The following is a 24731-nucleotide window of genomic DNA, read 5'->3' on the forward strand; positions in this document are numbered from 1 at the left end:
ACTCGAATCTTGCGTCCGACCCATTGAAATCTAAGGGGTTTCTTTTATTCCTGAAGCAGGAATGGACTCAATTCTGGACTTGTTTTCATAGTGTATCAAGAGCAAAAAAAGAGTGATTCCAAGCCAAGCTACTGGATTCTACCCGTAGCCAATCGGACGGACGATCATCAAGCTGAGCTGGTCGACATCACCCCATTGATCCCTGCCGACTACGAGGCAGAACGAAGCCGCATCCTTTCACCTGCTGAGTTGCTGGAACTGCTGGAACTGCATAACCGCTTCCAGCAAATGACCCTCGATTACAGCGCCCTCCCCGCCGGTCAAAAGTACGAAGGCATTCGTCCACTAAAGAAAGAAACCCAGCTCGCGCTCTGGATCAGCCTGGGCACGCTGTGCCGGATTGGCGAGTTGCTGCAGGCCGAATGGAAAAATGTCGATCTGGACCAGCAGACGTGGCTCCTTCCCAGCGAAAATGTCAAAGGCACTCGCGGCAAGAAACAGGACCACCATGTCTTCCTCTCACCCTTTGCCCTGCATTTCTTTCAGGAACTCAAGATCTCATGGGAGACTCTCAGTGGTGATTTCCCAACAAGCAGGATGATGTGAAAGTGGTGAGCAAAGAGGTGGGTGATAGCCAGGTCCGCTTCAAAAACCGTAAGGCCCTCTCACGACGGCGCCATGACGACACGCTGGTCCTTGCCGACGGCCAGAACGGCGACTGGACGCCGCATGACCTGCGCCGCATGGGCGCGACCATGATGCAGGCTTTGGGAGTCAGCCTGGATGTTATCGATCGGTGCCAAAACCATGTACTGGCCGGATCTCGGGTGAGACGTCACTACCTGTATCATGATTACGCCGAAGAAAAGAAGCGCGCTTGGAACCTGCTGGGTGATCGACCCAGTGCAGTTTTGTCCTCCACTTACGATCATCAACCGACCGAATCAATGATGTCTTTTCCAGCGTACGCCGCCACTGGATCACTACCACTTTCATAAGCCGGCATCATTAGTGCTGAGTTCTCATAGATTCGTAGATTACGTCCATGCAGCGACCCAGCACTTCATTAAACAACCAGCGAAAGAGATCGCTGTCGCGAAAACGGCCGTGTGGATTTTTAAAACGTCGAATGATTGGGTATTTCATCTTCAAGGCTCAACCGGCAGAACCAGCGATACGCCATATTCAATGGGCCTTCGCACAATCGCGGCTCTGAGCGAATGCCGTAGCAATAGCCCACGTCCAGCATGCAGATCATCAGTTCAAGATCAATCGACGGACGGACGGCCTATCTAGCTATAGAAATCCGCGAGAAGCGGACATCTAGCGTGAAATCCACGACTGCCATTCTTGGGTCGTGTTTCCCCCGGGAACTCGTACCAGAGCCAGTCAAAACTTTGTGGGATAACACATCCAGACAGTGCTCACAGTTTCCTTGGGTGTCCCAGGATCGCGCGTGGATATCGACTGTACTGACCGTGCTAACAAGCAAGGTCAAGCTCCTGCAAAACCTTCCCCCCACTAAGTAGTGGGGTGCAGCCGCGAGGGGGGGGGGGGCTGAGCAGAAGACCCACAGTGACCGCGCACGGGTCCTGGGGTTAAGCCTGATGTTGGCACGCAGGGCTGGGGCGAACGCAACGCTATAGGAGCTTCCAGGTATAACTGAGGACGACGCGATACTCGTCAATATCAGTTCTGTAATTAGACCGCGCTACCGCGTCGCGAAGCCTGATGCCGAATCCCTTGACAGGCCCGCTCTGGAAAACATAAGACATATCGATATCGCGTTCGCTGTCTTTACCTTCATAGCCGCGCCCTGTCTCAACGTTGTTCCCCACGACGTATCTAGTCGAAAACAGCAGGCCCGGTACCCCCACCGCCGCAAAGTCATAGTCGTAACGCACCTGATAAGACACCTCGTCTTGTGATGAAAAGTCATAAGTGGGCAGTTCATTGGCCAAGGGCGCAATATTGGCGAACACCCGGGGGAACGCGGTGTCACCGTACATTCTTTGGTACCCTACGGTCACAGCATGCCCGGACCTTGCCACCCCGAGTGTGCCATACAGAGCGCGGTTATCGACCTTCCCGATTAGGTGATCACCATCTTCAACAGCATCATACTGTGCCAACGTACCGCTTAGTGACCAACGCCCCACTAACTGCTTATGCTTAATGCCAACATAACTCTGCCGGTAAATGTCCTCCAGTTGGGCGTACCAACCACTGACGGTGGTACGTGACTCATTAAAACTATAGTCACCCCCCATATAATTAAAGGCATCACTGGGCGACGCGCGTTGCGGGATATAGCCCAACATGGCGATCAATTTTTCGTCCCCGGCTTCATTTCGAAGGCTAGTCGATTTGATACGCCCGCCTTGAAGGGTCAGTCCAGCAAGTTCGCTACTGGAAAAGGAGACACCCTGATAGGATGGTGGAAGCAACCGAATGTCGCTGAAGGGCAACACGGGAATGTCGGGTTGAAGTTCACCCAGTCTCAGCTCGGTTTTAGAAAACCTGGCTTTTAAGGTTGGCCCCAAACGACTGTAATCGTCGGCAGGGGCCCCGCTATCCTTGATAGACAGCAAGCCCGTCCCTACCCGCCCACGGCCACTATCGAGTTTGAGACCCAAGGTGGCAACAGCATCGATACCAAACCCAACAGTACCTGGGGTATAACCGGATTTGAAATTAAGAATGAAGCCTTGAGCCCACTCTTCAGCCTTGGGTTTCTCGGTCCCACGAATATCTAAGTAGTTGCGTTGAAAGTAGTAATTTCTGGCTTGCAGTGTAGCGGTTGAATCTTTAAAAAAATCCGAATCCTCAGCCCATGCCAAGCCCGGCGCACAAAAATACAGTAACGCCGGCCACACGAGTGGCGCGCAATTTTTGTTGTTCACGATTTCACCCTTTTTATTTTTATAGAATGATCATTGCGTGCAGCTGAAAGCGACGATCAACCCGGCAACTGAGCACCGTTGAATAATTGATCGTCACTGGATTTCTAAATTACCGCGTCATACAACCAAGAGAGACCGGCATACGCCTGTTCAGGAGTACGGGTGCCGAGCATGTTGTTACGTAGTTCGGCCGCAACTCCCTCGGCGTGGTAGAACTCACCATGAACACGTGCCATGACCTGACAACGGCCCGTGCGAAGGTATCGGCGAGCCTGATAGGCTTTAAAAGCCGACTCAAAATCACCCTGACACTTTTCGATCTCCTGTGCGAGTACGACGCCATCCTCCATCGCCATACACGCCCCTTGTGCAAGGTATTGCAACATGGGATGCGCTGCATCGCCCAGAAGTGTGGTACGTCCCTGACTCCAGTTTTTCACGGGTTCACGATCGCACAATACCCACATCCGCCAGCTTTCAATTTTGGACAGGAGCGTTTGTACGGTGTCACACGTGCCGGCAAACCGACGGCGTAATTCTTCAGGGTCGCCCTCGGTGTTCCAACCCTCTACATAGCGGTCGCTGTGGAAGACTGCCACCAGGTTGAATAGTTTTCCACCTCGAAGCGGGTACTGGACCAGGTGGGACTTTGGCCCCCCCCAAAGAATCATCGAGTTGCGTCGAAACTCAAGCGGCACGTCCTCAATGGGCAACACCGCCCGGTACGCAATGTGCCCGGAGACCACAGGCGCACCGTCACCGACAATTTTCTCTCTGACTTTCGACCACAATCCATCTGCGCCAATCAGTGCGCAACCCCGAATGGTTTCACCTTGGTCAGTGGTCACGCATACGGACAGGCCATCATCTTCGTAGCCCACCACTTTTGTGGCGATCCTGAATTCGACATCAGCGGACTCGCGACACGCGGCCAGAAGAACCGAATGCAGGTCCGCACGATGCACCAAGGCGTAGGGATACTTGAAACGTTCCCGAAACGCTGCGCCTGTCGGGATGGTGGTAACCATCTCAGCGCTGACACTGTCCATGAAGATCAAATCATCGGGTAACACGGTCAGTTCGCGTACTTGATCAGCAACGCCGAGCGTCTCCAACACGCGAAAACCGTTAGGGCCCACCTGGATCCCCGCACCGACTTCGCGAAACTCTTCGGCCTGTTCGATCAAGAGCGTTTTGAAGCCCTTATGTGAGAGTGCCAGCGCTGCTGCCAGACCACCAATGCCCCCCCCAATGATTACAATTGGATCTTGTAGGCTCATGACGACACGACCTCGACAACAATTTCACCAATCCCTTCAATTCGTGCTTTGATCTGATCACCGTGAACAATGGGACCCACACCTTCGGGCGTTCCGGTGTACAACAAATCACCCGGCTCAAGTGTGTAATAGGTCGAGGCGAATTCGATCAGCTCTGCCACGTTCATGATCAAATCCCGAGTATTGGCGTGCTGGCGTTTCTCACCATTAACCTCCAGCAGCAACTCCAAGCCCTGTGGGTCGCTGAGCTCATCAGCCGTGACAAGCCATGGCCCCAACACCGAGTAAGTGTCCAACGATTTGCGCAAGCTTCGCTCTTCAGGCCCGCGGATCGTGATGTCCAGGCCAATGCTGTATCCGGCAACATAGGCCAGTGCGTCTTTCGCCTTCACATCCTTGGCACGCTTGCCAATAACAGCGACTAGCTCGATTTCGTGATCGGTACGGCGCTCTGGAAGATTAATCACAATCGGTTTACTGACACCGATCAGCGAGCTGGTAGCTTTCAGGAAGAGGCCCGTCTCCTGGATTTTTCGGACATTGGCACGTGTAAACGTCTCCGTGTCTGCGATGGCTTCATCAAGGTGAGCTTGATAGTTGACAGGCGCAGCCACAATTTTGCCTGGGTTACCGACGGGGCTAAGCAGCTCGACATCGCTTAACTTGAAGACCGCTGCGCTTCCCTTGGCAAGCGAGATTTCGGGGCGTAGCTCGGCCAGGTTAGCGATCAGCAGGTCATGGCGCGGAAACGGATAACGGGCAGGTGACAAAATACGCAGTGCTTGGGAAACGTCATAGACAATGTCGCCCTCAATCAGGCCCAAACGGTTATCGTTAAACAGACAAATTTTCATGGTTTTTCTCCTGGTGTAGTAGTTGCGCTCGGATTGATTTCGCTGCGCCAAAAACCGAGGTGTTCTTGCAACGGTCGATCGGAAAAGCTGAACAGTACGCATTGCTCGTCCGCCTCAAAACAACGCCATGCCCAACCCGGAACAACAAATACGTCGTCCTTGCAGGCTGTCCACGTTTGGTCACCGACCTGAACGCGCAGGCTGCCTTCAACCACGCAGCAAACAGCTCCGTCGGTTTCACGAAAGCTCGTGCCCTTGAACCCTGCTGGGAACATCTGCATAAAGGCACCCATCGAGCGAATCGGGGACAGCCCATTCGTTGGGTTGGTAAACATCAGTTTGAAACCGTTGCACGCGTCCCACTCATCGACGAGCGACAACTGTTCAAGCGCTGCACGCGTGCGCGAATAGGGGTAGTGAAAAAGTGGGCTGACGGGGCCGCCGTGGGTGTCGCCTACAGGTCTCAGGCCAGCGGCGAATCGCGCATTGGAGTCGCCTGTCGGGCGTGTCAGGGCCTGACGTAGATTCGGGTCATCAGCAGAGAAACCGGCGTTGAGCATTTGCACAACAGGCACATCCAGGCCGTCCAGCCACATCACAGGTTCCGTGCCCTGCGCACCATGGTCATGAAAAACGTTCGTGGGCGTGATGACAAAGTCACCCGGGTTCATTAGTACCTTTTCGCCATGCACCGTAGTGAACCCACCCTGGCCACTTAAAATCAGTCTTAGCGCAGACGCCGTATGGCGATGACTGGGGGCGACCTCCCCGGGCAGGATCATTTGAATACCCGCATAGAGGGATGACGTTATCTGCGACTTGCCCCGAAACTTAGGGTTTTCTAGGACAAGCACACGGCGCTCCGCATCTTCGGCGGAGATGACCTCACAGGCCATTTTCATATTTTGGCGAATGGTTTCGGCGCGCCAGATTACGGGGTCCGCCGTCTGCTTGGGCTCGCGCGGGGTAAGCCCGCGCAATACCTCCCAGAGGGGCGTCATGTTGTCATGGGCAATGTGATCTCTAAAGGCATTGTTACTCACAAATATCTCCTTACCTATCTATCGAACTTCGTTCAGCCGTGCATCGCTACGGTCTTGGTTTGCGGTCCGTGCGATGTGGCGACGGACGAGGGTCAGCGCGACAAAAAGAATCAACATCATGGCTGCTATAAAACCGAAGAACCGAGTGCCTGTGCTGGCAAGAATCCAGGGGCCGATGAAAGCGCTCAGCACCGCGCCCAGCCGTCCGAAAGCTGCGGGCAAACCGACGCCACTTGCACGCATTGAGGTAGGGAATATCTGCGCCGCCAGCACGAATAGGATTGCTTGTGTGCCCGGTACGCAGAGGCCGAGCAGCAGCAGGCTAACGGTGATGATAGGGAGCGAATTCGCAGCAGGTTGCAACGGCGTTACCATCAGCGCAGCGCAGCAGGCCAACGCCCCCGCCGCCATGCAGAGCATGGTTTTGCGCGAACCGAAGCGACTGAACAGCCAGCCGCCGCCCACCCCTCCAATCAGGCCACCGAGGCTGAACAACGCCATACTTGCGCTGGACATACTGACGCTGTAACCGGCCTCGACGAACAGGGAGGGGGACCAGGTAAACATGAGGTAGCTAGACAGAATCACGGTAAAGAAAGCGACCGCCAGAACCCGTGTGTCGCCGGCATATTCGCTGGCCATTAACGTTCGCACCGAAGCCTTCTTGACTGCAGCCGCTTCGCCGCTGTCCTCCAACGTGGTGGTCAATGACACCGCATGCCCCAGGTGGCGAATGATGTTCAGGCACGCTGCCGGCTTGATGCCGCGCGCCACCAGAAATCTCAGCGACTCTGGGACGCCAATGATCAGCGTCAGCGCGACGATCAACGGCGCACACCCCGCAATCACGAAAAAACTGCGCCAGCCAAGGGCAGGAAGAATTTGCGCCCCTAACAGGCCAACGACAATACCGCCAAAAGGCAACGCGCTCATCCCGATGGCGAGGGCAAGGCTGCGCCGGCGCAAAGGTGTGTACTCAGCCAGCATTGCCGTGACGTTAGGCATGGCTGCTCCCATGCCCAACGATGCAATCACTCGGCAGACGCCCAGAAAGACGATGTCATCGGCGAGCGCGCCCAATAACGTCATCAGGCCAAACGTTACGCTGGACGCGATGAGGGTCCATTTTCTGCCGATGCGGTCGCCCAACAGGCCCCCGAGGGCCGTCCCCAGTGCCATGGCCACGAAACTGAATCCAAGCACCGGTGCAAAGGCTGCGCGGCTGATACCCCATTCGGCTGAAATGGAGGACAGCGACAGGCTAAGCACCTGCGCGTCCACGCCATCGAACACCATGACGAGGGCGACCAAGAAGAGAATTCGCTTTTGATAGGACGTCCACTCTCCGTGATCGAGAATAGGGGCGATGTCGAGGACGGGGGACGATGGCTGCGCTAGCTGGCTCATGATGGAACCCTCACACCTTAAGGTGTTTTGTATTATTTGTTGTAATACGATAATTATGTTTTTTCCAAAAAGTGTCAACGCTTTTATCTTATGGCGCTATTTTTGTTTTTACTCACCTCGTGGTCGAGCTTGGCGGTAACATGCGGGCTCCGTCAAGCACACCTTTCTAAGGGGGCAGGGTTGATAAAGCAGCAGGTAACCGGCGCGTCAGCCATGCAAGTCTCAGGCGCAGAAGATCCCAAAGGCAGCTCCCAGGATCGCTTGATGCGCCTGCTCGAATTGTTCAGTGGAGACAGCAAATCTGATTGGTCTGTGGACGAAGCGGCGATCGAGTTAGGACTATCGGCGAGCCATACGTACCGTTACTTTCGAACCCTGTCGGGTGCCGGATACATCAGCGCCTTTACCCCGGGGCGCTACGTGCTGGGCCCAGCAATCATCGCGTTGGATAGAAAAATGCGGTTGGGTGATCCGATGATCCAGGCTGCAAGGTTGGTCATGGGTGACATGCTGAATGCGGCCCCCGCTGACAGCATCGCGATTTTATGCCGGTACTTCCAAGAGCACGTCATGTGCGTGCATGAGGAGTTCACCACCCGTTTCAAGCAAGACATCAGCTATGAGCGCGGCCTCCCAAGGCCCCTTTACCAAGGCGCAGCCTCAAAGGTCATCCTGGCGCACCTGCCATTGCGCCAGGTCAAACCCTACTACGAAGGCGTAACGGGCGAATTCGAGCGCTTTGGCCTTGGGGCCAATTGGGCGCAAGTCAAGCAGACACTGAGATCGCTGAGAAACGAGTCCGTAGTCATCACTTCAGGCGAATTGGGCAATAGCGCTGCGGGTATTTCAGCCGCCGTTTTTGACGATAAACGGGTGATCGGCAGCATCAGCATCGTGATACCCGTCGTCGATGCCTCCCCGGAAGTCAGAACACTGCTCGCGCCTATTGTTGCGAAGGCCGGGGCCGAGATGACGCAGAAAATGACGGTGTTGGCGTCTTCTGGATCATGAAATACACAACGCCGTCAGCTCTCTGGAAACAGCCAAGGCTCGGTGGCGCGTCGCTTGCTTTCGTATAAGCGCACGTCGTCGGCTTGAGCGAGCGTCAGGCTGATTTCATCGAGCCCCAACATCACGCATTTTTTGCGGAATGCATCGATCTCGAAACGGTAGATCACGCCCTCAGGCTGGGAAACGGTTTGGTCCGCTAGATTGATCTCAAGTTGCAACGCAGCATCACGGGCCGCGAGTGAGAACAGGTGATCCATTTCATCCTTGGTCAACACGATGGGCAGCACGCCGTTCTTAAGGCAGTTGCCATAAAAAATATCTGCGAAACTGGTGCTGAGCAGCGCTTTGAACCCGAAATCACGCAAGGCCCACGGCGCGTGCTCGCGGCTCGAACCACAACCGAAATTATCTCGGCACAGCAGGATTTGCGCTGACTTGAACCGGGGCTGGTTGAGCATGAACTGCTCGTTGAGCGGTCGTACCGAGCAGTCGTCCCCAGGTTGGCCTTGGTCTAGATAACGCCAGTTATCGAACAGGTAATCGCCATAGCCATATTTGCTGATCAATTTCATGAATTGCTTCGGCAAAATGGCGTCCGTGTCCACATTGATTCGATCAAGCGGCGCCGCTACTGCACAAAACTGCTTGAATGGTTTCACGGCCTTTCAACTCCTTATCTGGGCAGCGGTTATATCAACGAAATGTCCTGCCAGGGCCGCCGCTGCTGCAGTGACCGGGCTCACGAGGTGAGTTCTGCCACCCTGCCCCTGACGCCCCTCGAAATTGCGATTGGACGTAGATGCACAACGCTCCCCAGGGAGCAGCCGGTCCTCGTTCATTCCCAAGCACATCGAACAACCGGGCTCGCGCCATTCAAACCCAGCGTCGATGAATATCCTGTCCAAGCCCTCGGCTTCAGCCATGGCTTTGACCTGTCCTGATCCCGGCACCACCAATGCTTGTTTGATACGCGTGGATACTTTTTGACCGACTACAACCTGGGCAGCTGCCCGCAGGTCCTCGATGCGTGCATTGGTGCAGGAGCCTATGAAAATCTTGTCGAGTTCGATTGAAACGATGGCTGTGCCCGCTGTAATCCCCATATAGTCGAGCGCGCTGACCAAGGCCTGACGTTTAGCGGGGTCTACTTCGTCCGCGGGGTCGGGCACCTTTTCTAGAACATCGCACACCATTTGCGGAGAAGTTCCCCATGAAACTTGAGGGGCAACTTTTGCTGCATCCAGGTTCACCACCTGTTGGAAAATTGCCCCAGGGTCGCTGTGAAGCGTGCGCCAAAACGTAGCGGCGGCCTCCCAGCCTGCGTCTCGCGGCGCATGAGGTCGGCCGTGCAGGTAGGCCAGTGTGGTCTCGTCTACACCGATCAGCCCGACGCGAGCTCCGGCTTCGATTGCCATATTGCAAAGGGTCATCCGCGCTTCCATGGACATGCTACTGACCGTGCTGCCCGTGAACTCGATTGCATGACCGGTGGCCCCCGCAGTACCGATTTTGCGAATCAAGCTCAGGGCCAAGTCTTTTGCGGTCACGAACGGCTGCAATTCGCCGTCGATCTGAACCTTCATCGCCGCCATGGGTGAAACACGCAGGCACTGGGTGGCGAGAACGTGCTCGATCTCGGAAGTGCCGATGCCAAATGCCAAGGCCGCGAAAGCACCATGGGTACTGGTATGAGAGTCGCCACAGACGATGGTCATTCCCGGAAGACTGGCGCCAGATTCAGGCGCGATGACATGCAAAATGCCCTGCCTTTGATCACCCATTTTAAAGTGGCGCAGGTTCAGGTCATCGCAGTTACGCTCAAGCGTCTGAACCTGAATTTTCGCTACCGGATCCTGAATGCCCAGAGCCAAGTCCCTAGTCGGCACATTGTGGTCCGAGGTGGCGATGATCGTGCCGCTTCGCCAAGGGTTCAGCCCCGCTGCCGATAAACCTTCAAAAGCCTGGGGGCTGGTGACTTCATTGATCAACTGCAGATCGATGTAAAGCATCGCCGAACCGTCCGGGTCATGACGTACGACGTGCGTTTCCCAGAGTTTTTGCAGCAGCGTTTTGGGCACTGGAGGCTCCTCTTGTCAGATCGATCATTACGGACCTGCCTGGCCGGATTGTAGGCAAGCTTGCTCAGACAATATAGAGCGCTTTTATCGTAATGCGCTATTTTTGATTTTTAAAGAGTGGCAAAGTACTATGTGTTGTCCAACTGTACTGTTCAGATTTGTAAAATCTGAACAGCGAAAGCGCCCGCTTAAACGATTCCTGATCTCGGCTTTTGATAGCGATGTCTGATAGGCAGTGCGCTATCCCCCCTCAATACTCATCCGTTCAAGAGCGATCCGCAGTGGGTAAATATGACAACTAAAAGCTTTGACGTGCTGATTGTAGGAAGTGGTGCAGCCGGATGCGTGGTGGCCAGTTATCTGGCCGAGAACAGTCGGGCCAGCATTGCCGTGATCGAAGCCGGCGGCAAGGATTCCGACCCGCTGATCCATATTCCAGCCGGCTTCGGCACCATCCTGGCCAAGGATAAACACGTGTGGACCCATTCCACCGTCGCCCAGCATGGTACTGAGCGACGCTTTCGCTCCGGCAAGGTGTTGGGGGGAGGCACGTCGGTAAATGCCATGGCGTATGTGCGTGGCCAAAAACGCGACTTCGATGCGTGGGACGAAGCCACCGCAGGCGACGGGGACTGGAATCACGCCAGCATGTGGCGTGCCTTCATCGAGCAAGAAAAAAACGACACGTTCCATGATGAACATCATGGCACCCAAGGCAATCTGGCCGTGCAGCTGCCCAAAGGGATCAACGAACTGAACCAGTATTGCCTGAAGGCATTTCAGGAATACGGCCTGCCCTACAATCCGGATTACAACGGCGCCAGCCAGATCGGTGTGTCACCGGTGCAATCGAACATCGAGAACAGTCGCCGTTGCAGTGCCGTAGTCGCGCACCTGCGCCGTCATCTGGAGAGTGGCCGCGTCACCTTGCTGGCGAACACAACGGTCACTCGGGTGCTGATCGATAGCCACCGCGCGGTAGGGGTCGAAATACTCCAGGGCGGGACTACGCAGCAAATCCAGGGCAAGCAGGTCATACTCAGCGCCGGGGCGGTACACAGCCCGAAGATTCTCATGCATTCCGGCATAGGCCCCAAGACCCAGTTGCAGGAATTCGGCATTGAGGTGATGGTCGATTCCCCCGGCGTGGGCGAAAACCTACATGACCACCCTATCGTACCGCTCAGCGCCTATGTGAAAGGGAACTTGGGCTATCAAAGCGTTGCCCAGGGCCTTGGGACGCTGAAGGCAGGGATCCGCTACATCCTGACCAAAGACGGCCCGGCCGCAGGCAGCGGTATCGAGACGGTCAGCTATTGGGATCCCCTGAACTTACAGGGCGACCCTACCGTTCAGTGCTATCACGTACCAATCATTTCCAAAGACGGCTTGAGCCCTACCGGTACGCGCCCCGGCGTGACCTTCGAGTTAGTGGTGCTTCAGCCTAAAAGCCGCGGCTGGGTACGTTTGGCTGACGCTGACCCTACCTCTATGCCGCTGATCAACCCAAATTTCATCGGCCACGAATACGATTTGAAAGTGGCCGTTGAGTCGGTGAAAGCCATGCGCCATGTCCTGACTCAGGAATCGCTAGCGCCGGTGATCGACGAAGAGGTCTCACCGGGTCCCAGCGTGCAATCCGATGAGCAGATTGGCGAATGGGTCAAACGCGTCGCCACCACCATGTGGCACCCGGTCGGCACCTGTCGCATGGGCAAGGACGAAGGTGCCGTCGTTGATGGTCGCCTGCGTGTGAAAGGCGTGGAGCATCTGCGTGTCATCGATGCCTCGATCATGCCCAACATTACTAGCGGCAACACCAACGCGCCCACTCAGGCGCTGGCCCTGCACGCTGCCAAAATGCTCTGTGAAGATTACTTTCGCTGATCTGCGTGACGCTCATAAACATCCACTGAATTCGATAAGGTGACAACCCATGAACTATCCAAGCTCCGAGTCCATCGATGCAGTATTCGAGTCGCAGCGTGCCTATTTCGCCTCCCGCCAAACCCACCCCATCGAGTTTCGCAAACACAGCCTGGAGCGCCTGAAACAGGCAGTGCTCAATCACAAAGAGGCGCTGTACGTCGCACTGGACGAAGATTTAGGAAAACCCAAGGCCGATGTGGACCTCGCGGAGATCGGCGCAGTCCTCCACGAAATCGATTTCGCCCTCGCCCACCTTGACGAGTGGGCGACACCAGAAACGGTACCCACCGCAGACCTGATTGCGCCGTCCCAGTGCTATGTCACGCAAGAGCCCTTTGGCGTTACTTACATCATCGGGCCGTTTAACTACCCCGTAAACCTGACGCTGACGCCGCTGATAGGCGCAATCATTGGCGGCAACACTTGCATCCTTAAGCCCTCCGAAACCACCCCCAACACTTCACTGGTCCTCGAGAAAATCATTCAGGAAGCGTTCTCTCCCAACTACATAGCTGTGGTTCAGGGTGGACGCGATGAGAATACTCACCTGCTGAGCTTGCCGTTCGATTTCATCTTTTTCACGGGCAGCCCTAACGTCGGCAAGATAGTGATGCAGGCAGCCGCCGCGCACCTCACACCAGTGATCCTGGAACTAGGCGGCAAGTGCCCTTTGATTGCCCTGGCCGATGCCGATGTCGATCTGGTGGTGTCGCAGCTGATGTTTGGCAAGTTCATCAACAGCGGCCAGACCTGCATCGCACCGGATTACTTGTACGTCCACAGCAGCATCAAGGATGAACTGCTAACTCGCCTGACGCAGCGCATTCAGCAGGACCTGCCCGACATAGGTTCCACGGGAAAAGTCGTCACGAGCCAACAAGTATCGCGTCTTCAAAACTTGTTGAGCAAGAGCGCGGGCAAGGTGCTGGTCGGCGGCGATGCAGACCCAGAACGGCGCGTATTCAGCGCCACCGTGGTCGACCAAGTGCAATGGGACGATGCGCTGATGGCCGAAGAGCTGTTTGGGCCCATTTTGCCGGTGCTGACTTTTGATTCGGTGGATAATGCAGTCGATCTCATCAATCAACATCACTCCAAACCACTGGCCGTGTATGTGTTCACAGGCCACACAGCCAATGCCAACCCCGTCATCGACCACATTCAAGCCGGCGATGCTCAGGTCAACGGCGTGCTGGTGCACGCGTTTTCGCCATACCTGCCGTTCGGTGGGGTGGGCGGTTCAGGGATGGGCGAATATCACGGCCGATACAGCTACCTGGCATTTACCCACAAAAAGTCTGTACGGATAGTTGAGTCTGGCAAGCCGGTATAAATAAAACACCAACTCCGCGAACCTGAGGCAGGTCAACGGCAGGTATTCTTTGCAATCCTGCCTTGATCGCGCGACCACATAAACCGTGACGAGCTCAACATAAACAACTGCATGCACCTCAGTACCAACACTCCATAAGAATTCGTACTCACAACCCGGAGACAGCAATAACACCAAAGGCTAGCATTCTATTAACCCTTAATAAGACACCCCTATTAGCCTTCGGGAGATACATCATGTGGAACAATAGCAGCCCCTTTTTACAAGGTATTCGCCAACCCCTCTCCAACGAAATCATCGCCAATGAACTTCGCATAGAAGGTACTGTGCCGCCTGAACTTGAGGGCGTGCTTTTTCGAACCGGATCCAACCAGCGTTGGGAGCCTGCTCGCCCTGACCGATACCACTGGTTCGACGGAGATGGCATGGTTCATGGGTTTTATATCAGCAACGGCGCTGTCAACTACCGCAATAAATGGGTGCGCACCGAGGGTTTCAAGGAAGAAGAAGCAGCCGGTAGATCGCTCTACAACGGTATTTACGGGTCTTACGAAGTAGCTCAACCACAGCTTGAAAAGGGGCCGGCTGCCGTCAAGCAAGTAGCCAACGTCAATGTCGTGGAAGTCGACGGACGCGTATTGGCTCTGCAAGAGGCGGGTAGACACTATTATGAACTTGACCGAAACACCCTGGAAACCATTGGTACCTTTGATTTCCACGGCGCAATTGATGCACTGGTTACCGCGCATATCCATACCGACGCCGCAAAAAATGAACTACTATTGTATACGGTCGAACCCGAAACCCGCCGATTCGTCTGTGCACTGGCTGACAAACAAGGGAACATCCTGAAACAGCACGTCGTTACACTTGACGCCCCCGCCTATATTCACGACTTCATGTTCACTGAAAATCATTTTGTCTTCTTCTTTGGGCCCATCAACTGGCGTCCAGAATCACCCGACCGAGTTCCTGCAGGCAAATCTGCGTGGACGTTTGACCCAAAGCAGAGCAATCGAACCCTGGTGGTCCATCGGCAGACCGGTGCAACTCAATGGTTCACCGATGAAGCTTACCAAACCACACACTTCGTCAACGCCTACGAGGAAGATGGCAAAATAATCGTCGACGGCTGCGTCAGTGACCTCCAGTTTGTCGATGATATAAAAGTCGAGAATTTCTTTCCGTTTCCTTTTCCTGACGCTGGACGCTCGCCGTTCACACCTCCCGCGCTGTACCGCTGGACCCTGGATCTCGATGCCGGTCAGATGACACGAGCACGGGTCGGAAATTTCTCCGTCGAATTTCCTAGGATCAATGAAAAACTCCTGGGTGCAAAACACCAATACGGCTACTTTGCCGGTGTACACCAGCCCAAAAGTGACAGCCACGATTTCAATTGCCTGATAAAGCACGATTTTATTTCAGGCAAAACCGAGTACCAAACACTGGAAGGTGACAGGGACGTGTCCCCTGCCGAGCCGATATTCGTGGCCAAACCCGATGCGGTGAGTGAAGACGATGGTTGGTTGCTGGTCGTCTGGTGGGATCCCCAGACAAACAAAAGCGAACTGGTGATCCACGACGCGAGCGACTTCACGGGCGCACCATTGGCACGGGTAAAGCTGGATCATCATATACCGCTGGGTTTTCATGGGAACTGGATCCCATAACCCACCGGTAGAGGTCTAGCCGAGCGTTCTGGCAACAGCAACGCACAACTGACTGCCCTGCAAATAACGTATCGCTGCAGGGCAGTCTTTGTATGAAGGAACGCCCCTTTCAAGGGGCATTCATGCCATACGATCAGTCCACTAAAACCCTGACCTTAAAACGGATAAGCGCGACGTTTGTGTTGCACCGAGTTCCAGTGATCGCTGGTCAGCTCCGCGATGATCCAATCGCTGTTGAATCGCCCGATACCACTGTTTTTCTCGCCGCCAAACATGTTGTTCGGATCATCATTGACCGAGATGTCGTTGATGTGAGTCATGCCGGCTCCAGCGCATGTGCCTCGTCACGCGCAGTGATGATCGGCGCTACAGGACAAAATTGCTCAGCCTGGGCCAAGTCACTCATGTTATCGACATTGACGAACACATGAGGCGGCAGTACCTACCCGTGTGCAGCGCCACCGAGCAACAACTCGATGCTTTCGGCTTTCGCCGCCTCGATCCGGGCCACTGCGCCCTCCAACTGGCGACGGTTGATCAGCGGGCCAATGACTGTATCTGCAAGGTCAGGATCGCCGACTTTCAACTGGCGAACGCGCTCGACAAACGCTTCGACGAAATCCTTTTGCAACGAGGCGTCGACGATAATCCGGTTACTGCTCATGCAGATTTGACCTTGGTGCAGGAAGCGCCCCACAACGGCGGCGTGCACCGCCAGATCGAGGTCCGCGTCATCAAGCACCACACACGGAGCATTCCCACCCAACTCCAACCCGACTCGCTTGAGCGTCGGGCCTGTGACTGCCAACGCGCCCAATGTGCCGCCCGACCCGAGTCGATCCCGTGAAGAAGATGAATTTTGGAATCGGGTGCAGGGTAAAGGCATCACCCAAATCAGCCACGTCTCCCACGACCACGTTCAAAACTCCCGGCGGAAAACCGGCCTCTTCGTAAATTTTCGCCAACAACAAACCACCGGTCACCGGCGTATCGTCGGCAGGCTTCACGACGACGGCGTTACCGAGTGCCAGCGCCGGTGCGATAGACCGATTGGAAAGGTGTATCGGCCAGTTCCAGGGACTGATAACCCCGACCACACCCAATGGTTTACGGTAAACGCGGCTTTCTTTGTCGGGGGTGTCGATTGGCAGAATGCGGCCGACGACTCTCGAAGGCATGGCCGCGGCCGTGATCATGGTCGAACGTACCGCTGACCACTCGATTTCGGCTTTGGTACGCGTGCTGCCTGACTCACGAATCAATCAGTCGACAATTTCTTCGTGCCTGGCTTCCAGTACGCTAACGGCGCGCATGAACAAGGCTGAGCGCTCATTAGGTAACGTCTGCGCCCATGCTTTCTGCGCGGTTGCTGCCGCCTGGTAGGCGTCGTCGAGGTCGCTAACATCACCCAGCGAAAGCTCGGTCAGCAGGGCGTTGTCATAAGGGTTGCGGTTCTCCAGGACCTTGCGCGTACTTCCGGAACGCCAGGCCCCGGCGATGTATTGGCCAGTAAAGTTTTGCCACGGTGTTGGGCGGTCAGACATGGGTGTTCTCCGGTTGATTCAAAGTAGGTCAGCGCCAGTATTCTTCTTGCTTGCCAGCCTGGAAGTCGCGAGGTTTTCCAATTGCTGGTGCAGTGCAAGGGTGTGATGTTCATCAGTTCGGTGGTGAGCGAAAAGCTGAGCAATCGCTGCGCATTCGAACGCAGCAATGAGCAGTGGAGAGGCCTTTTTTTCGAGGCTGATCAGACTTGTCAGAAGACCCCTGACTTGATCATAAATTCGTGCCTGAGCAGGTGGGGCAGGTGTATCCGAGATCTTCAGTGCGAGCCGCGCAATGCGCTTGCACAGGCGCTTGCGCTGGGAGCCTGGCGATGAAGGAACCAACCATCGGTAGGTCAGCACGGCAGTGAACACCCCGCCCAGAATTGCCAACATCTGCAACAGGGTATGTTCAAGGGAGGTGTCTACCTGCAATCCAGGTTGAGCGATTAACAAAAAGGTCATGTTCAGGTCGATGGCCAGTTTTGCTGTACCGGGCCGAGCCATGAGCAACGCTCCGATCATCAAAAACGGTGCGATAACCAAGGCCAGCTCCCACACCGTTCCCACTTCAGGTAACAGCCAAAAACGGCAGGTCACGCCAAGAACGGCTCCAGCGGTCGAGCCAACAAGTACGTCTTTTAACGCCGCACTGGCGTGGCTATGGCTGGAGAACAGCGAGGCGAACAACACGGCCGTCATGACCATCATTGGACCGTCTGACCAACCCAGGCCCCACCACATTGCGGTGGCGATGGACATCGCAATCAAGGGTCTGGAGCCCGCGAGGCATGTTGCGTGCCAGTCGCGCTGTTGAGTTGATTGCAACGCTTCCCTGCCTGGCGTTTCACAAGCATTCAACGCTGCAAAGACGCGTTGTAATTTTTCAACGAACAGCGTGCCTGCGGCAAGGTTTTCAGTGTTTTTGTGGACCTCATTGATCACCGCGAGCACCATTGCAGCTGCCGATTCAGGATGAGTTGCTACCAACAGGTCAGAGGGAAATCGGAGTTTTTCGCCAACATCGAAATGGCTACTTACGAGCAAATCGACAAGCGCGCCCAGCGTGTCGCGAGTGCGAAAGACCCGTAAACGCATTGTTCGAGAACCTGTAGCAATTTCATCCAGGCACAGATCAAGCGCCGCTAGTTCCTGCAACAGCGCACTAAAACTTTTGGCATCGTGTGCAGTGCCTGCCTGCAACCTTTTGAGGCTGTAGTGAACGCTGGCCACAATCAGCGCATCGAGTCGGTTGTACACGGATTCCAGGGACGCGGACTTGCCTGTAAACGTCCATGAAAAACAAGCTGAAGCCAACACGCCGATGACGGTGCAATAGATTCTGCCAAGGGCTAGGTCCACATCGAGCACGGGGTCTTGAATACCAAACAGCGCGACGATCGCTGCGGTGTAGCCTGCCAGCACAAAACCGTAATTTCGAAAATGTCGAAACAGGTTTCCATACCCGGCGCACGCTGCGATCCAGGCTGCCAGTACGAGCATTAGCCAGTGCTGCTGATCAAAGAACACCGTCAGCAAAAGTCCGCCTGCCATGGCTCCCACCACCGTACCGATCAGCCGCGCGCCGATGCGTTCGATCAAGAGGCCTCGCGTAGGTTGCGCCACCAGCCAGACTGTCATCGCAGCCCACCAAGGATGGTGCAGGTCCAGCATTTGAGCGATGACCAGCGCCAAGAGAGCTGCCGTGGTTGTGTGCAGACTGAAAATCAGTGCTGACCGAGAAGGCCACTGAAGCTCGGGCTGCATGCCAAAACGGCCTATCAAGCGACCGAATGATTGAGTGATCCACTTATTCATTTGATGAACTGACATCCGCAGCCTGATAAGGGAAACGCAGCCGCACGCGGCTCTCATTGCCATGGTGCATGCCGACGAGAAACCAAAATATCATATTTCCTGCTATTTAGGATTTTGGTTTATTTTATCTTTACAGGATTTTTGCTTCGTAATAGATTTAGCCTCAGTCAAGGGCACCTGCCTGCCCAGACAATAAAAACAATAAGAGGCCAGTTCATGCATACGCCTACACCCAGCAATATCCTCTGCGACGTCGTTGACGCCCTCCCTGTCAGCCGGTTGCAATGGGAGGGGCTCGCCCTCTGCGTACTGGTCGCAGTGCTAGACGGATTCGACACCCAGATCGTCGGTTTTCTGGTGACTGCCATGGCATCAACCTTGAACGTAACGCCCCAAGCCTTGGCACCGGTGTTCGCGGCGGGTTTATTTGGTTTGATGCTCGGCGCACTGCTACTGGCCCCTATGGCGGATCGCTTGGGGCGCAAGAGAATTCTGGTGTTGTCGATCCTGCTGTTCGGCACATTCGCGTTACTGACCGCTTTTGTTAACAACGTCTCGCAGTTGCTCGTCGTGCGCTTTCTGACCGGCATAGGCCTCGGCGGGGCAATTCCCAACCTGGTGGCGCTGATCTCTGAATACAGCCCGCGACGTTACTCGCGCAGTGCCGTGACGCTGCTGTTCTGTGGCATGCCACTGGGCGCCATGCTGGCTGGCTTGACGGTCGACCAACTGCTCGCTACCTGGGGGTGGGAAAACCTTTTCCTGATCGGTGGCGCGCTGCCGTTGCTGGTCGCCGGCGTTGTGGTGTGGCGGCTTCCAGAGTCGGTTGAGTTCCTCAGTCGCCAACCCGGCAGTCGTGCTGCCCTCAGCGCTATCATTAAACGGCTCGCACCCAACCTCGCAGAACTGCCCGCCAGTCTTGGCCAACTACGCCAACAGGCAACCTCCTCTACCTCCCTGAGTCGTCTTTTCACAGCCGGCATGTGGCGCCGCACCCTGCTGCTTTGGCTGCCGTATGCCATGAACTTGCTGATTTTGTACTTCATTATGAGTTGGATCCCGACGCTGTTAGTGGCAGCCCATGCACCGCTGAGCATGGGCATTCGCGCCATCATTCTCTTCAGCCTGGGAGGTGTGATCGGCTCGGTCGTACAAGGCTGGCTGATGAACCGCTGGGGGTCGGTCAACGTATTGACCATCGAATTCATGGGCTACCTGACAATCGTGCTGGCGCTCAGCCAATTGCCTGTTTCTATTTATTCGCTTTTCCCCGCAATGTTGTTGCTGGGCATTTTGGTGCAAGGCGCGCAGGCAGGTCTTAACGCTTTGGCCGCCGAGTTGTACCCACAGGAAATACGCTCCACAGGCATCGGCTGGGCACTTGGCGTCGGGCGAGTGGGTTCCATTACAGGGCCCGTTTGCGGCGGCTTGATGTTGGCAGCCGGCTGGGTTTTGACAGAGATCCTCAGCGCAGCGTTGGTTCCGGGAATCATCGCGCTGACGGCGATTACCTTGCTACGACTTGACCCCGCGAGCAAACAACAACCCACACCCTCACAGTCTGTTACACATCATTGATGCAACCAGAGGCATACCCATGAAAATCGCAAGCTTCGTTTACCAAAACCGTTCCACGTACGGCATTGTTAAAGGTGACCACGTCATTGACCTGGAATCACTCAAGTCTCACCTGGGTGCGGACCTCAAAGAAGCCATCGCGCGCAATCGACTGAGCGAACTGGGGGCTGATGCGCTGAAAGACCTGCCTCGCCTGGCATTGAGTGAAATCACCTTTTTGCCGGTCATTGCCAACCCAGGCAAAGTGCTCTGCATCGGGATCAACTACGCCACGCATGTGCGCGAGACTGGTCGGGACATGCCGACCTACCCGATGATTTTCACCCGCTTTGCCGACAGCCAGACCGCACACCTGCAGCCCATCGTTCGCCCAACCGTGTCCCACAAGCTTGACTTCGAAGGTGAACTGGCCGTGGTGATCGGCAAGACCGCTCGCCACGTCAAACCGGAGGACGCCTTGGACTACGTCGCCGGCTATGCCTGCTACAACGACGGCAGCGTACGTGACTGGCAGAAGCACACGATCCAGTTTGTTCCAGGGAAGAACTTCCCGGCCACCGGTGGATTCGGCCCATGGATGGTCACCAGCGATGAAATCGTCGACCCGCAGGACCTGGAACTGACGACTCGTTTGAACGGCGAAGTGATGCAACACACGCGCACCAGCGACATGATTTTCGATGTGCGCAAGTTGATCGAGTACTGCACCGCGTTCACTGAACTGGCCCCTGGAGACGTAATCGTCAGCGGCACCACCGGCGGCGTTGGTGCATTCCGCGAGCCACCAGTCTGGATGAAGCCGGGCGATATCGTCGAAATCGAAATCGAGCGCATTGGTATCCTGCGCAACAGTATTGTAGACGAGAGCTGACATGCAAAAACCGTTTGATTCCGAAGACACCACCGAGCACCTGGCAGACAGCAAAGGCTCCAGCCTGGAGCGGATGCTGCGAATTCTCGACCTGTTCACCGAGCACCATCCCATCTGGACGGTCGACGGGATGGGAAATGCGCTGGGGTTCACACGCTCCACTGCCTACCGTTATGTACGCGAACTGGCCGAGGCCAATTTGCTGTTTCAGGTGGAGGCCGGTCGCTATGCGCTGGGCGCGAGAATCATCACCTGGGATCGCCAACTGCGCGTCAGTGATCCGTTGGTACGCGCGGCGCACTCCCTGGAGTCGACCTTTCCGCAATGGGGTGCCGAGCAAGCCTGGTTGGTGTGTCGGCTGTTCAAGGATCAAGTGGTCTGTATCCATCAAACCGGCAACCTTTCCAACCAAGTGAGCTACTCGCGAGGATCGCCAAGACCTTTGTTCATGGGAGCGACCTCTAAAGCGATCCTCGCCAACATGGGCTCACGGCATCAAAGCCAACTGTTTCTGGAAAACCCGAGTGACATCGAGTCCAGCAACCTTGGCAAGACTTGGGAGGTGTTCCGGCGCTCGCTCCAACGCTTGCGCCGCCAGGGATATGTGCTGAGCACCAGCGAAGTCGATGCTGACGTCTTTGGCCTCGCGGCCCCCATATTCGATGGCGACGGCAAAGTGGTGGGCAGCATCAGCTGCGTGCGCCCGACCTCGCAACGCGATAGCGAACAGGATGAAGTGCAAGGCCAGCAAATCCTCGCCCTTGCCGACAATCTTTCACAACTCATGACCGCGCTGGCGCACAGACCAGAAGTACTGGACTGACCAGCCCGGCGGTCACCGAGGGAATAAAAATGACAACCCTTACACCCGTGAATACTGACGTACTGATTATCGGTGCCGGCCCGACAGGACTCACGTTGGCCAACCTCCTCGGACAGGCCGGCGTGCGTACGACCATTCTTGATCGTAAAGCCGGCACCGTGACTGAACCGCGTGCCGTTTCGATCGACGATGAGTCGCTGCGAACCATGCAGGCAGCCGGGCTGGATGAAGCCGTGTTGGCTGACGTCGTCAAAGGCTACGGCGTTCACTACTTCGACAAGCCAGGGGGACGTTGCTTTGGCAAGGTCGAACCTGTCGGCAAGCAATACGGCTACCCCAAACGCAATGCGTTCAGGCAACCCCTGTTCGAACGCACGCTGATGCAAGGTATGGAGCGTTTCCCTAGCCTGACTCCGCTTTTCTGCCATGAACTGATCGACTTCACACAGAACGCCTCAGGCGTTCTCGCTCGAATACAAAATGCGGCCGGTGACACGGTTGAGGTGCACGCCCAGTACATGGTTGCCTGTGATGGCGGCAGAAGCCCGGTTCGAAAACAACTGGGTATCGATATGGTGGGTTCCAGCTTCAAGTCCCGATGGTTGGTCGTGGATCTGGATCAGGACGATGACCCGTTCTGGCAGACTCGTGTGTATTGCGACGCGCAGCGACCTGTCGTAGAAGTGCCCGGCCCTCATCAGACACGTCGCTTCGAGTTCATGCTCAAAGACGACGAGACTGATGAGCAAATGCTCAGCGACGCTAGCCTTGGCAACTTGCTGCGGCCGTTCCGGGGTGAAAAAGCTTATTCGCTGGTGCGCAAAGTGGTCTACACCTTCCACGCCAGGGTTGCCTCTCGCTGGCAGGAAGGTCGTGTTTTTCTCGCCGGTGACGCTGCGCACCTGACCCCACCCTATGCGGGCCAAGGCATGAACAGTGGTGTGCGTGATGCGCATAACATCGCCTGGAAACTTGTGGCGGTACTCCGGGGACAAATGGCGAAAAGCGCCCTCGAGACCTATGAAAGCGAACGCCGCGATCATGCCTGGGCGCTGATCAAGCTGGCGCTGAATCTCGGGGTGGTCATGGCGCCGGCTTCAGCCTTGCGCGCCAAACTCATTACCAGCACCTTCCGCGTGATCGGGCTGATCCCGCCTCTGCGCGATTACTTTCTGCAAATGAAGTTTAAACCAAAGCCTCGTTTTACCCAGGGCCTGGTGTTATCCCAAGGTAAGGCCGGCAACCTGCGCGCCGGGACCATGCTGCCGCAGCCGACTCTTTTCGACTCTCACGGCTGCGCGCAACTGTTGGATGAGCACATCGGCCCGGGCTTTGCCTTGATTCAATATGGCGATCTGCGCAGCCAACGCATGGATCAACTGCAGCACCCGCTCTGGACCCACCTGGATGCCAAGCGCATCGTGATCATTCCACAAGACGCTCCGCTTCCGCCCCCTTTGGCGGGACTCACGATCGTACATGATCGCAACGGTGAGTTAAGCGCACTGTTTGCCGAGGCCAGCACCTTCCTGCTGCTACGTCCCGACCGCTATGTCGCCGCCATATTTGACCAGGCTCAGGAGTCAGAAACAGCTCTGGCTCTTCAGTCCTTGTTGGGCATTGCACAGGCTACGACAGTCGCCGTCGCGGCTGCCAATACCGCCCATTCCCCAGTTACTCTTTGATCGCGGAGTTTTCCATGACGACCCTCCAGACTTCGACCCCTGCTCAACTGTGCTACCTGCACCTGGCAAGCAAAGAACCTCAACGCCAGGTAGATTTTTATACGCGAATGATGGACATGCGCGCATCGCCACAAGCAGATGGCAGCCAGGTGATGCGGGGGCCGAAACGAGCGGCAATCATTTCGCCAGCCGACCATAGCGGCCTGCTGGCCGCTGCCTTCAACCTCCACTCCAACGCCAAACTGGAAGCGCTGCGTCAGAACCTGATTGAGCGTGAATGCCAGATGGATCCGGTGACCTCGCCTTTACTTGAGCCAGGCGCGTTTGCCATTCGGGATCCACAGGGTCGCCAGACAATATTCGGCGTAGTACTTCCCGATACAAGTGCTGAACTGCAAGGCATGCCGTCGAGGTTGCAGCACGTTGTGTTCCAAACCACCGAGCTTGAGACGATTATCGACTTTTACGTCAACACCGTTGGCTTCACCATTTCCGACAACGTGGTCGACCAGGAAACCGGCCAGCTCATGGTGTGTTTCCTGCGCTCCGACGACGAGCATCACTCCCTCGCCTTTTTCCGTGGGTCGAAGAATGAATGGGACCACCATTGTTACGAAACCAATGAGTGGAATGACATTCGTGATTGGGGCGACCGGTTTGCCAAGGAGCGCATCAGCATTTTCTTCGGCCCTGGCCGTCATGGTCCGGGCAACAATCTGTTTTTCATGGTGGTCGATGCCGATCGGAACCGACTGGAATTCTCGGCCGAACTTGAACTGGCGCCAGCAGACCTTGAAGCCGGCGTATGGCCGCAGAGTGAGCACACTCTTAACTCCTGGGGCCGCGCCTGGATGCGCACCTGATTTTGCAGGGAAGTCAATCCATTAAATTGATCGAGTCGCCT

17 protein-coding genes and 3 pseudogenes are annotated in these 24731 nt (G+C 55.8%); 10 read left to right on the forward strand and 10 right to left on the reverse strand.

The window, feature by feature from the left end; genetic code table 11:
• Positions 1 to 174 precede the first annotated feature (174 nt).
• Positions 175 to 998, forward strand: a pseudogene (locus H8F22_RS03095) (site-specific integrase); the annotation flags it as partial.
• Between the two features lie 46 nt (positions 999 to 1044).
• On the opposite strand, the pseudogene H8F22_RS03100 reads toward H8F22_RS03095, so the two are convergent.
• From H8F22_RS03100 to H8F22_RS03125, 6 genes and pseudogenes are all read right to left on the reverse strand, one after another.
• Positions 1045 to 1282: pseudogene (locus H8F22_RS03100) on the reverse strand (transposase); the annotation flags it as partial.
• A gap of 358 nt (positions 1283 to 1640) precedes the next feature.
• A complete protein-coding gene (locus tag H8F22_RS03105) occupies positions 1641 to 2903 on the reverse strand; it encodes an OprD family porin (protein ID WP_077748054.1) in 1263 nt (420 codons plus the stop codon).
• A gap of 104 nt (positions 2904 to 3007) precedes the next feature.
• Positions 3008 to 4183 carry a 3-hydroxybenzoate 6-monooxygenase gene (locus H8F22_RS03110; RefSeq protein ID WP_077748053.1) on the reverse strand — a complete coding sequence of 392 codons (1176 nt, stop codon included), beginning with the start codon at positions 4181 to 4183 and terminating at the stop codon, positions 3008 to 3010.
• Positions 4180 to 5037 (reverse strand): fumarylacetoacetate hydrolase family protein, encoded by an 858-nt coding sequence (locus tag H8F22_RS03115; RefSeq protein ID WP_020300858.1) that lies wholly within the window; start codon positions 5035 to 5037, stop codon positions 4180 to 4182. Before H8F22_RS03115 ends, H8F22_RS03110 begins: the two co-directional genes overlap by 4 nt.
• Entirely contained in the window at positions 5034 to 6080 is a 1047-nt protein-coding gene (locus tag H8F22_RS03120) for a cupin domain-containing protein (protein ID WP_020300859.1), read from the reverse strand. Before H8F22_RS03120 ends, H8F22_RS03115 begins: the two co-directional genes overlap by 4 nt.
• An 18-nt stretch (positions 6081 to 6098) precedes the next feature.
• Complete coding sequence (locus tag H8F22_RS03125) at positions 6099 to 7487, reverse strand: MFS transporter (RefSeq protein WP_020300860.1); 1389 nt, start codon at positions 7485 to 7487, stop codon at positions 6099 to 6101.
• 264 nt (positions 7488 to 7751) lie between these two features.
• Between H8F22_RS03125 and H8F22_RS03130 the strand changes: the two genes are divergently transcribed.
• Positions 7752 to 8498: an IclR family transcriptional regulator gene (locus H8F22_RS03130; RefSeq protein ID WP_032904489.1), complete on the forward strand. Its 747-nt coding sequence runs from the start codon at positions 7752 to 7754 to the stop codon at positions 8496 to 8498.
• Positions 8499 to 8512: 14 nt separating this feature from the next.
• Here the strand turns inward: H8F22_RS03130 and leuD are convergent, their stop codons facing one another.
• Together leuD and leuC are read right to left on the reverse strand one after the other, a co-directional pair.
• Positions 8513 to 9157, reverse strand: coding sequence for a 3-isopropylmalate dehydratase small subunit (leuD, locus tag H8F22_RS03135; protein ID WP_020300862.1), 645 nt, complete (start codon positions 9155 to 9157; stop codon positions 8513 to 8515).
• A gap of 6 nt (positions 9158 to 9163) precedes the next feature.
• Entirely contained in the window at positions 9164 to 10576 is a 1413-nt protein-coding gene (gene leuC / locus H8F22_RS03140) for a 3-isopropylmalate dehydratase large subunit (RefSeq protein WP_020300863.1), read from the reverse strand.
• A 291-nt stretch (positions 10577 to 10867) separates the two neighbouring features.
• Here leuC and H8F22_RS03145 point away from each other — a divergent pair, with 291 nt between their 5' ends.
• The 3 genes from H8F22_RS03145 to H8F22_RS03155 all read left to right on the forward strand — a co-directional run bounded on the left by H8F22_RS03145 (position 10868) and on the right by H8F22_RS03155 (position 15511).
• Positions 10868 to 12463, forward strand: a complete 1596-nt coding sequence (locus H8F22_RS03145; RefSeq protein WP_032904492.1) for a GMC family oxidoreductase — start codon at positions 10868 to 10870, stop codon at positions 12461 to 12463.
• A gap of 49 nt (positions 12464 to 12512) precedes the next feature.
• Entirely contained in the window at positions 12513 to 13838 is a 1326-nt protein-coding gene (gene mdlD / locus H8F22_RS03150; protein WP_020300865.1) for an NAD(P)-dependent benzaldehyde dehydrogenase MdlD, read from the forward strand.
• Positions 13839 to 14074: 236 nt separating this feature from the next.
• A complete protein-coding gene (locus H8F22_RS03155; RefSeq protein ID WP_194939751.1) occupies positions 14075 to 15511 on the forward strand; it encodes a carotenoid oxygenase family protein in 1437 nt (478 codons plus the stop codon).
• Positions 15512 to 15666: 155 nt separating this feature from the next.
• Here H8F22_RS03155 and H8F22_RS03160 read toward each other — a convergent pair.
• Positions 15667 to 17055: pseudogene (locus tag H8F22_RS03160) on the reverse strand (aldehyde dehydrogenase family protein).
• An 18-nt stretch (positions 17056 to 17073) separates the two neighbouring features.
• A complete protein-coding gene (locus tag H8F22_RS03165) occupies positions 17074 to 18870 on the reverse strand; it encodes an FUSC family protein (RefSeq protein ID WP_020300869.1) in 1797 nt (598 codons plus the stop codon).
• 216 nt (positions 18871 to 19086) lie between these two features.
• On the opposite strand from H8F22_RS03165, the gene H8F22_RS03170 reads away from it, so the two are divergent.
• Genes H8F22_RS03170 through H8F22_RS03190 form a run of 5 tightly spaced genes read left to right on the forward strand, consistent with a single transcriptional unit; the run spans position 19087 to position 24690 of the window.
• Positions 19087 to 20448 carry an MFS transporter gene (locus H8F22_RS03170; protein WP_020300870.1) on the forward strand — a complete coding sequence of 454 codons (1362 nt, stop codon included), beginning with the start codon at positions 19087 to 19089 and terminating at the stop codon, positions 20446 to 20448.
• 19 nt (positions 20449 to 20467) lie between these two features.
• Positions 20468 to 21319 carry a fumarylacetoacetate hydrolase family protein gene (locus tag H8F22_RS03175; protein ID WP_020300871.1) on the forward strand — a complete coding sequence of 284 codons (852 nt, stop codon included), beginning with the start codon at positions 20468 to 20470 and terminating at the stop codon, positions 21317 to 21319.
• Position 21320: 1 nt separating this feature from the next.
• A complete protein-coding gene (locus tag H8F22_RS03180; protein WP_020300872.1) occupies positions 21321 to 22142 on the forward strand; it encodes an IclR family transcriptional regulator in 822 nt (273 codons plus the stop codon).
• Positions 22143 to 22171: 29 nt separating this feature from the next.
• Positions 22172 to 23827 (forward strand): bifunctional 3-(3-hydroxy-phenyl)propionate/3-hydroxycinnamic acid hydroxylase, encoded by a 1656-nt coding sequence (locus H8F22_RS03185; RefSeq protein ID WP_169868539.1) that lies wholly within the window; start codon positions 22172 to 22174, stop codon positions 23825 to 23827.
• Positions 23828 to 23841: 14 nt separating this feature from the next.
• Positions 23842 to 24690: a VOC family protein gene (locus tag H8F22_RS03190; protein WP_194939965.1), complete on the forward strand. Its 849-nt coding sequence runs from the start codon at positions 23842 to 23844 to the stop codon at positions 24688 to 24690.
• Positions 24691 to 24731 lie beyond the last annotated feature (41 nt).

The sequence above is a fragment of the Pseudomonas mucoides genome, assembly GCF_015461845.1.
GTDB lineage: Bacteria > Pseudomonadota > Gammaproteobacteria > Pseudomonadales > Pseudomonadaceae > Aquipseudomonas > Aquipseudomonas mucoides.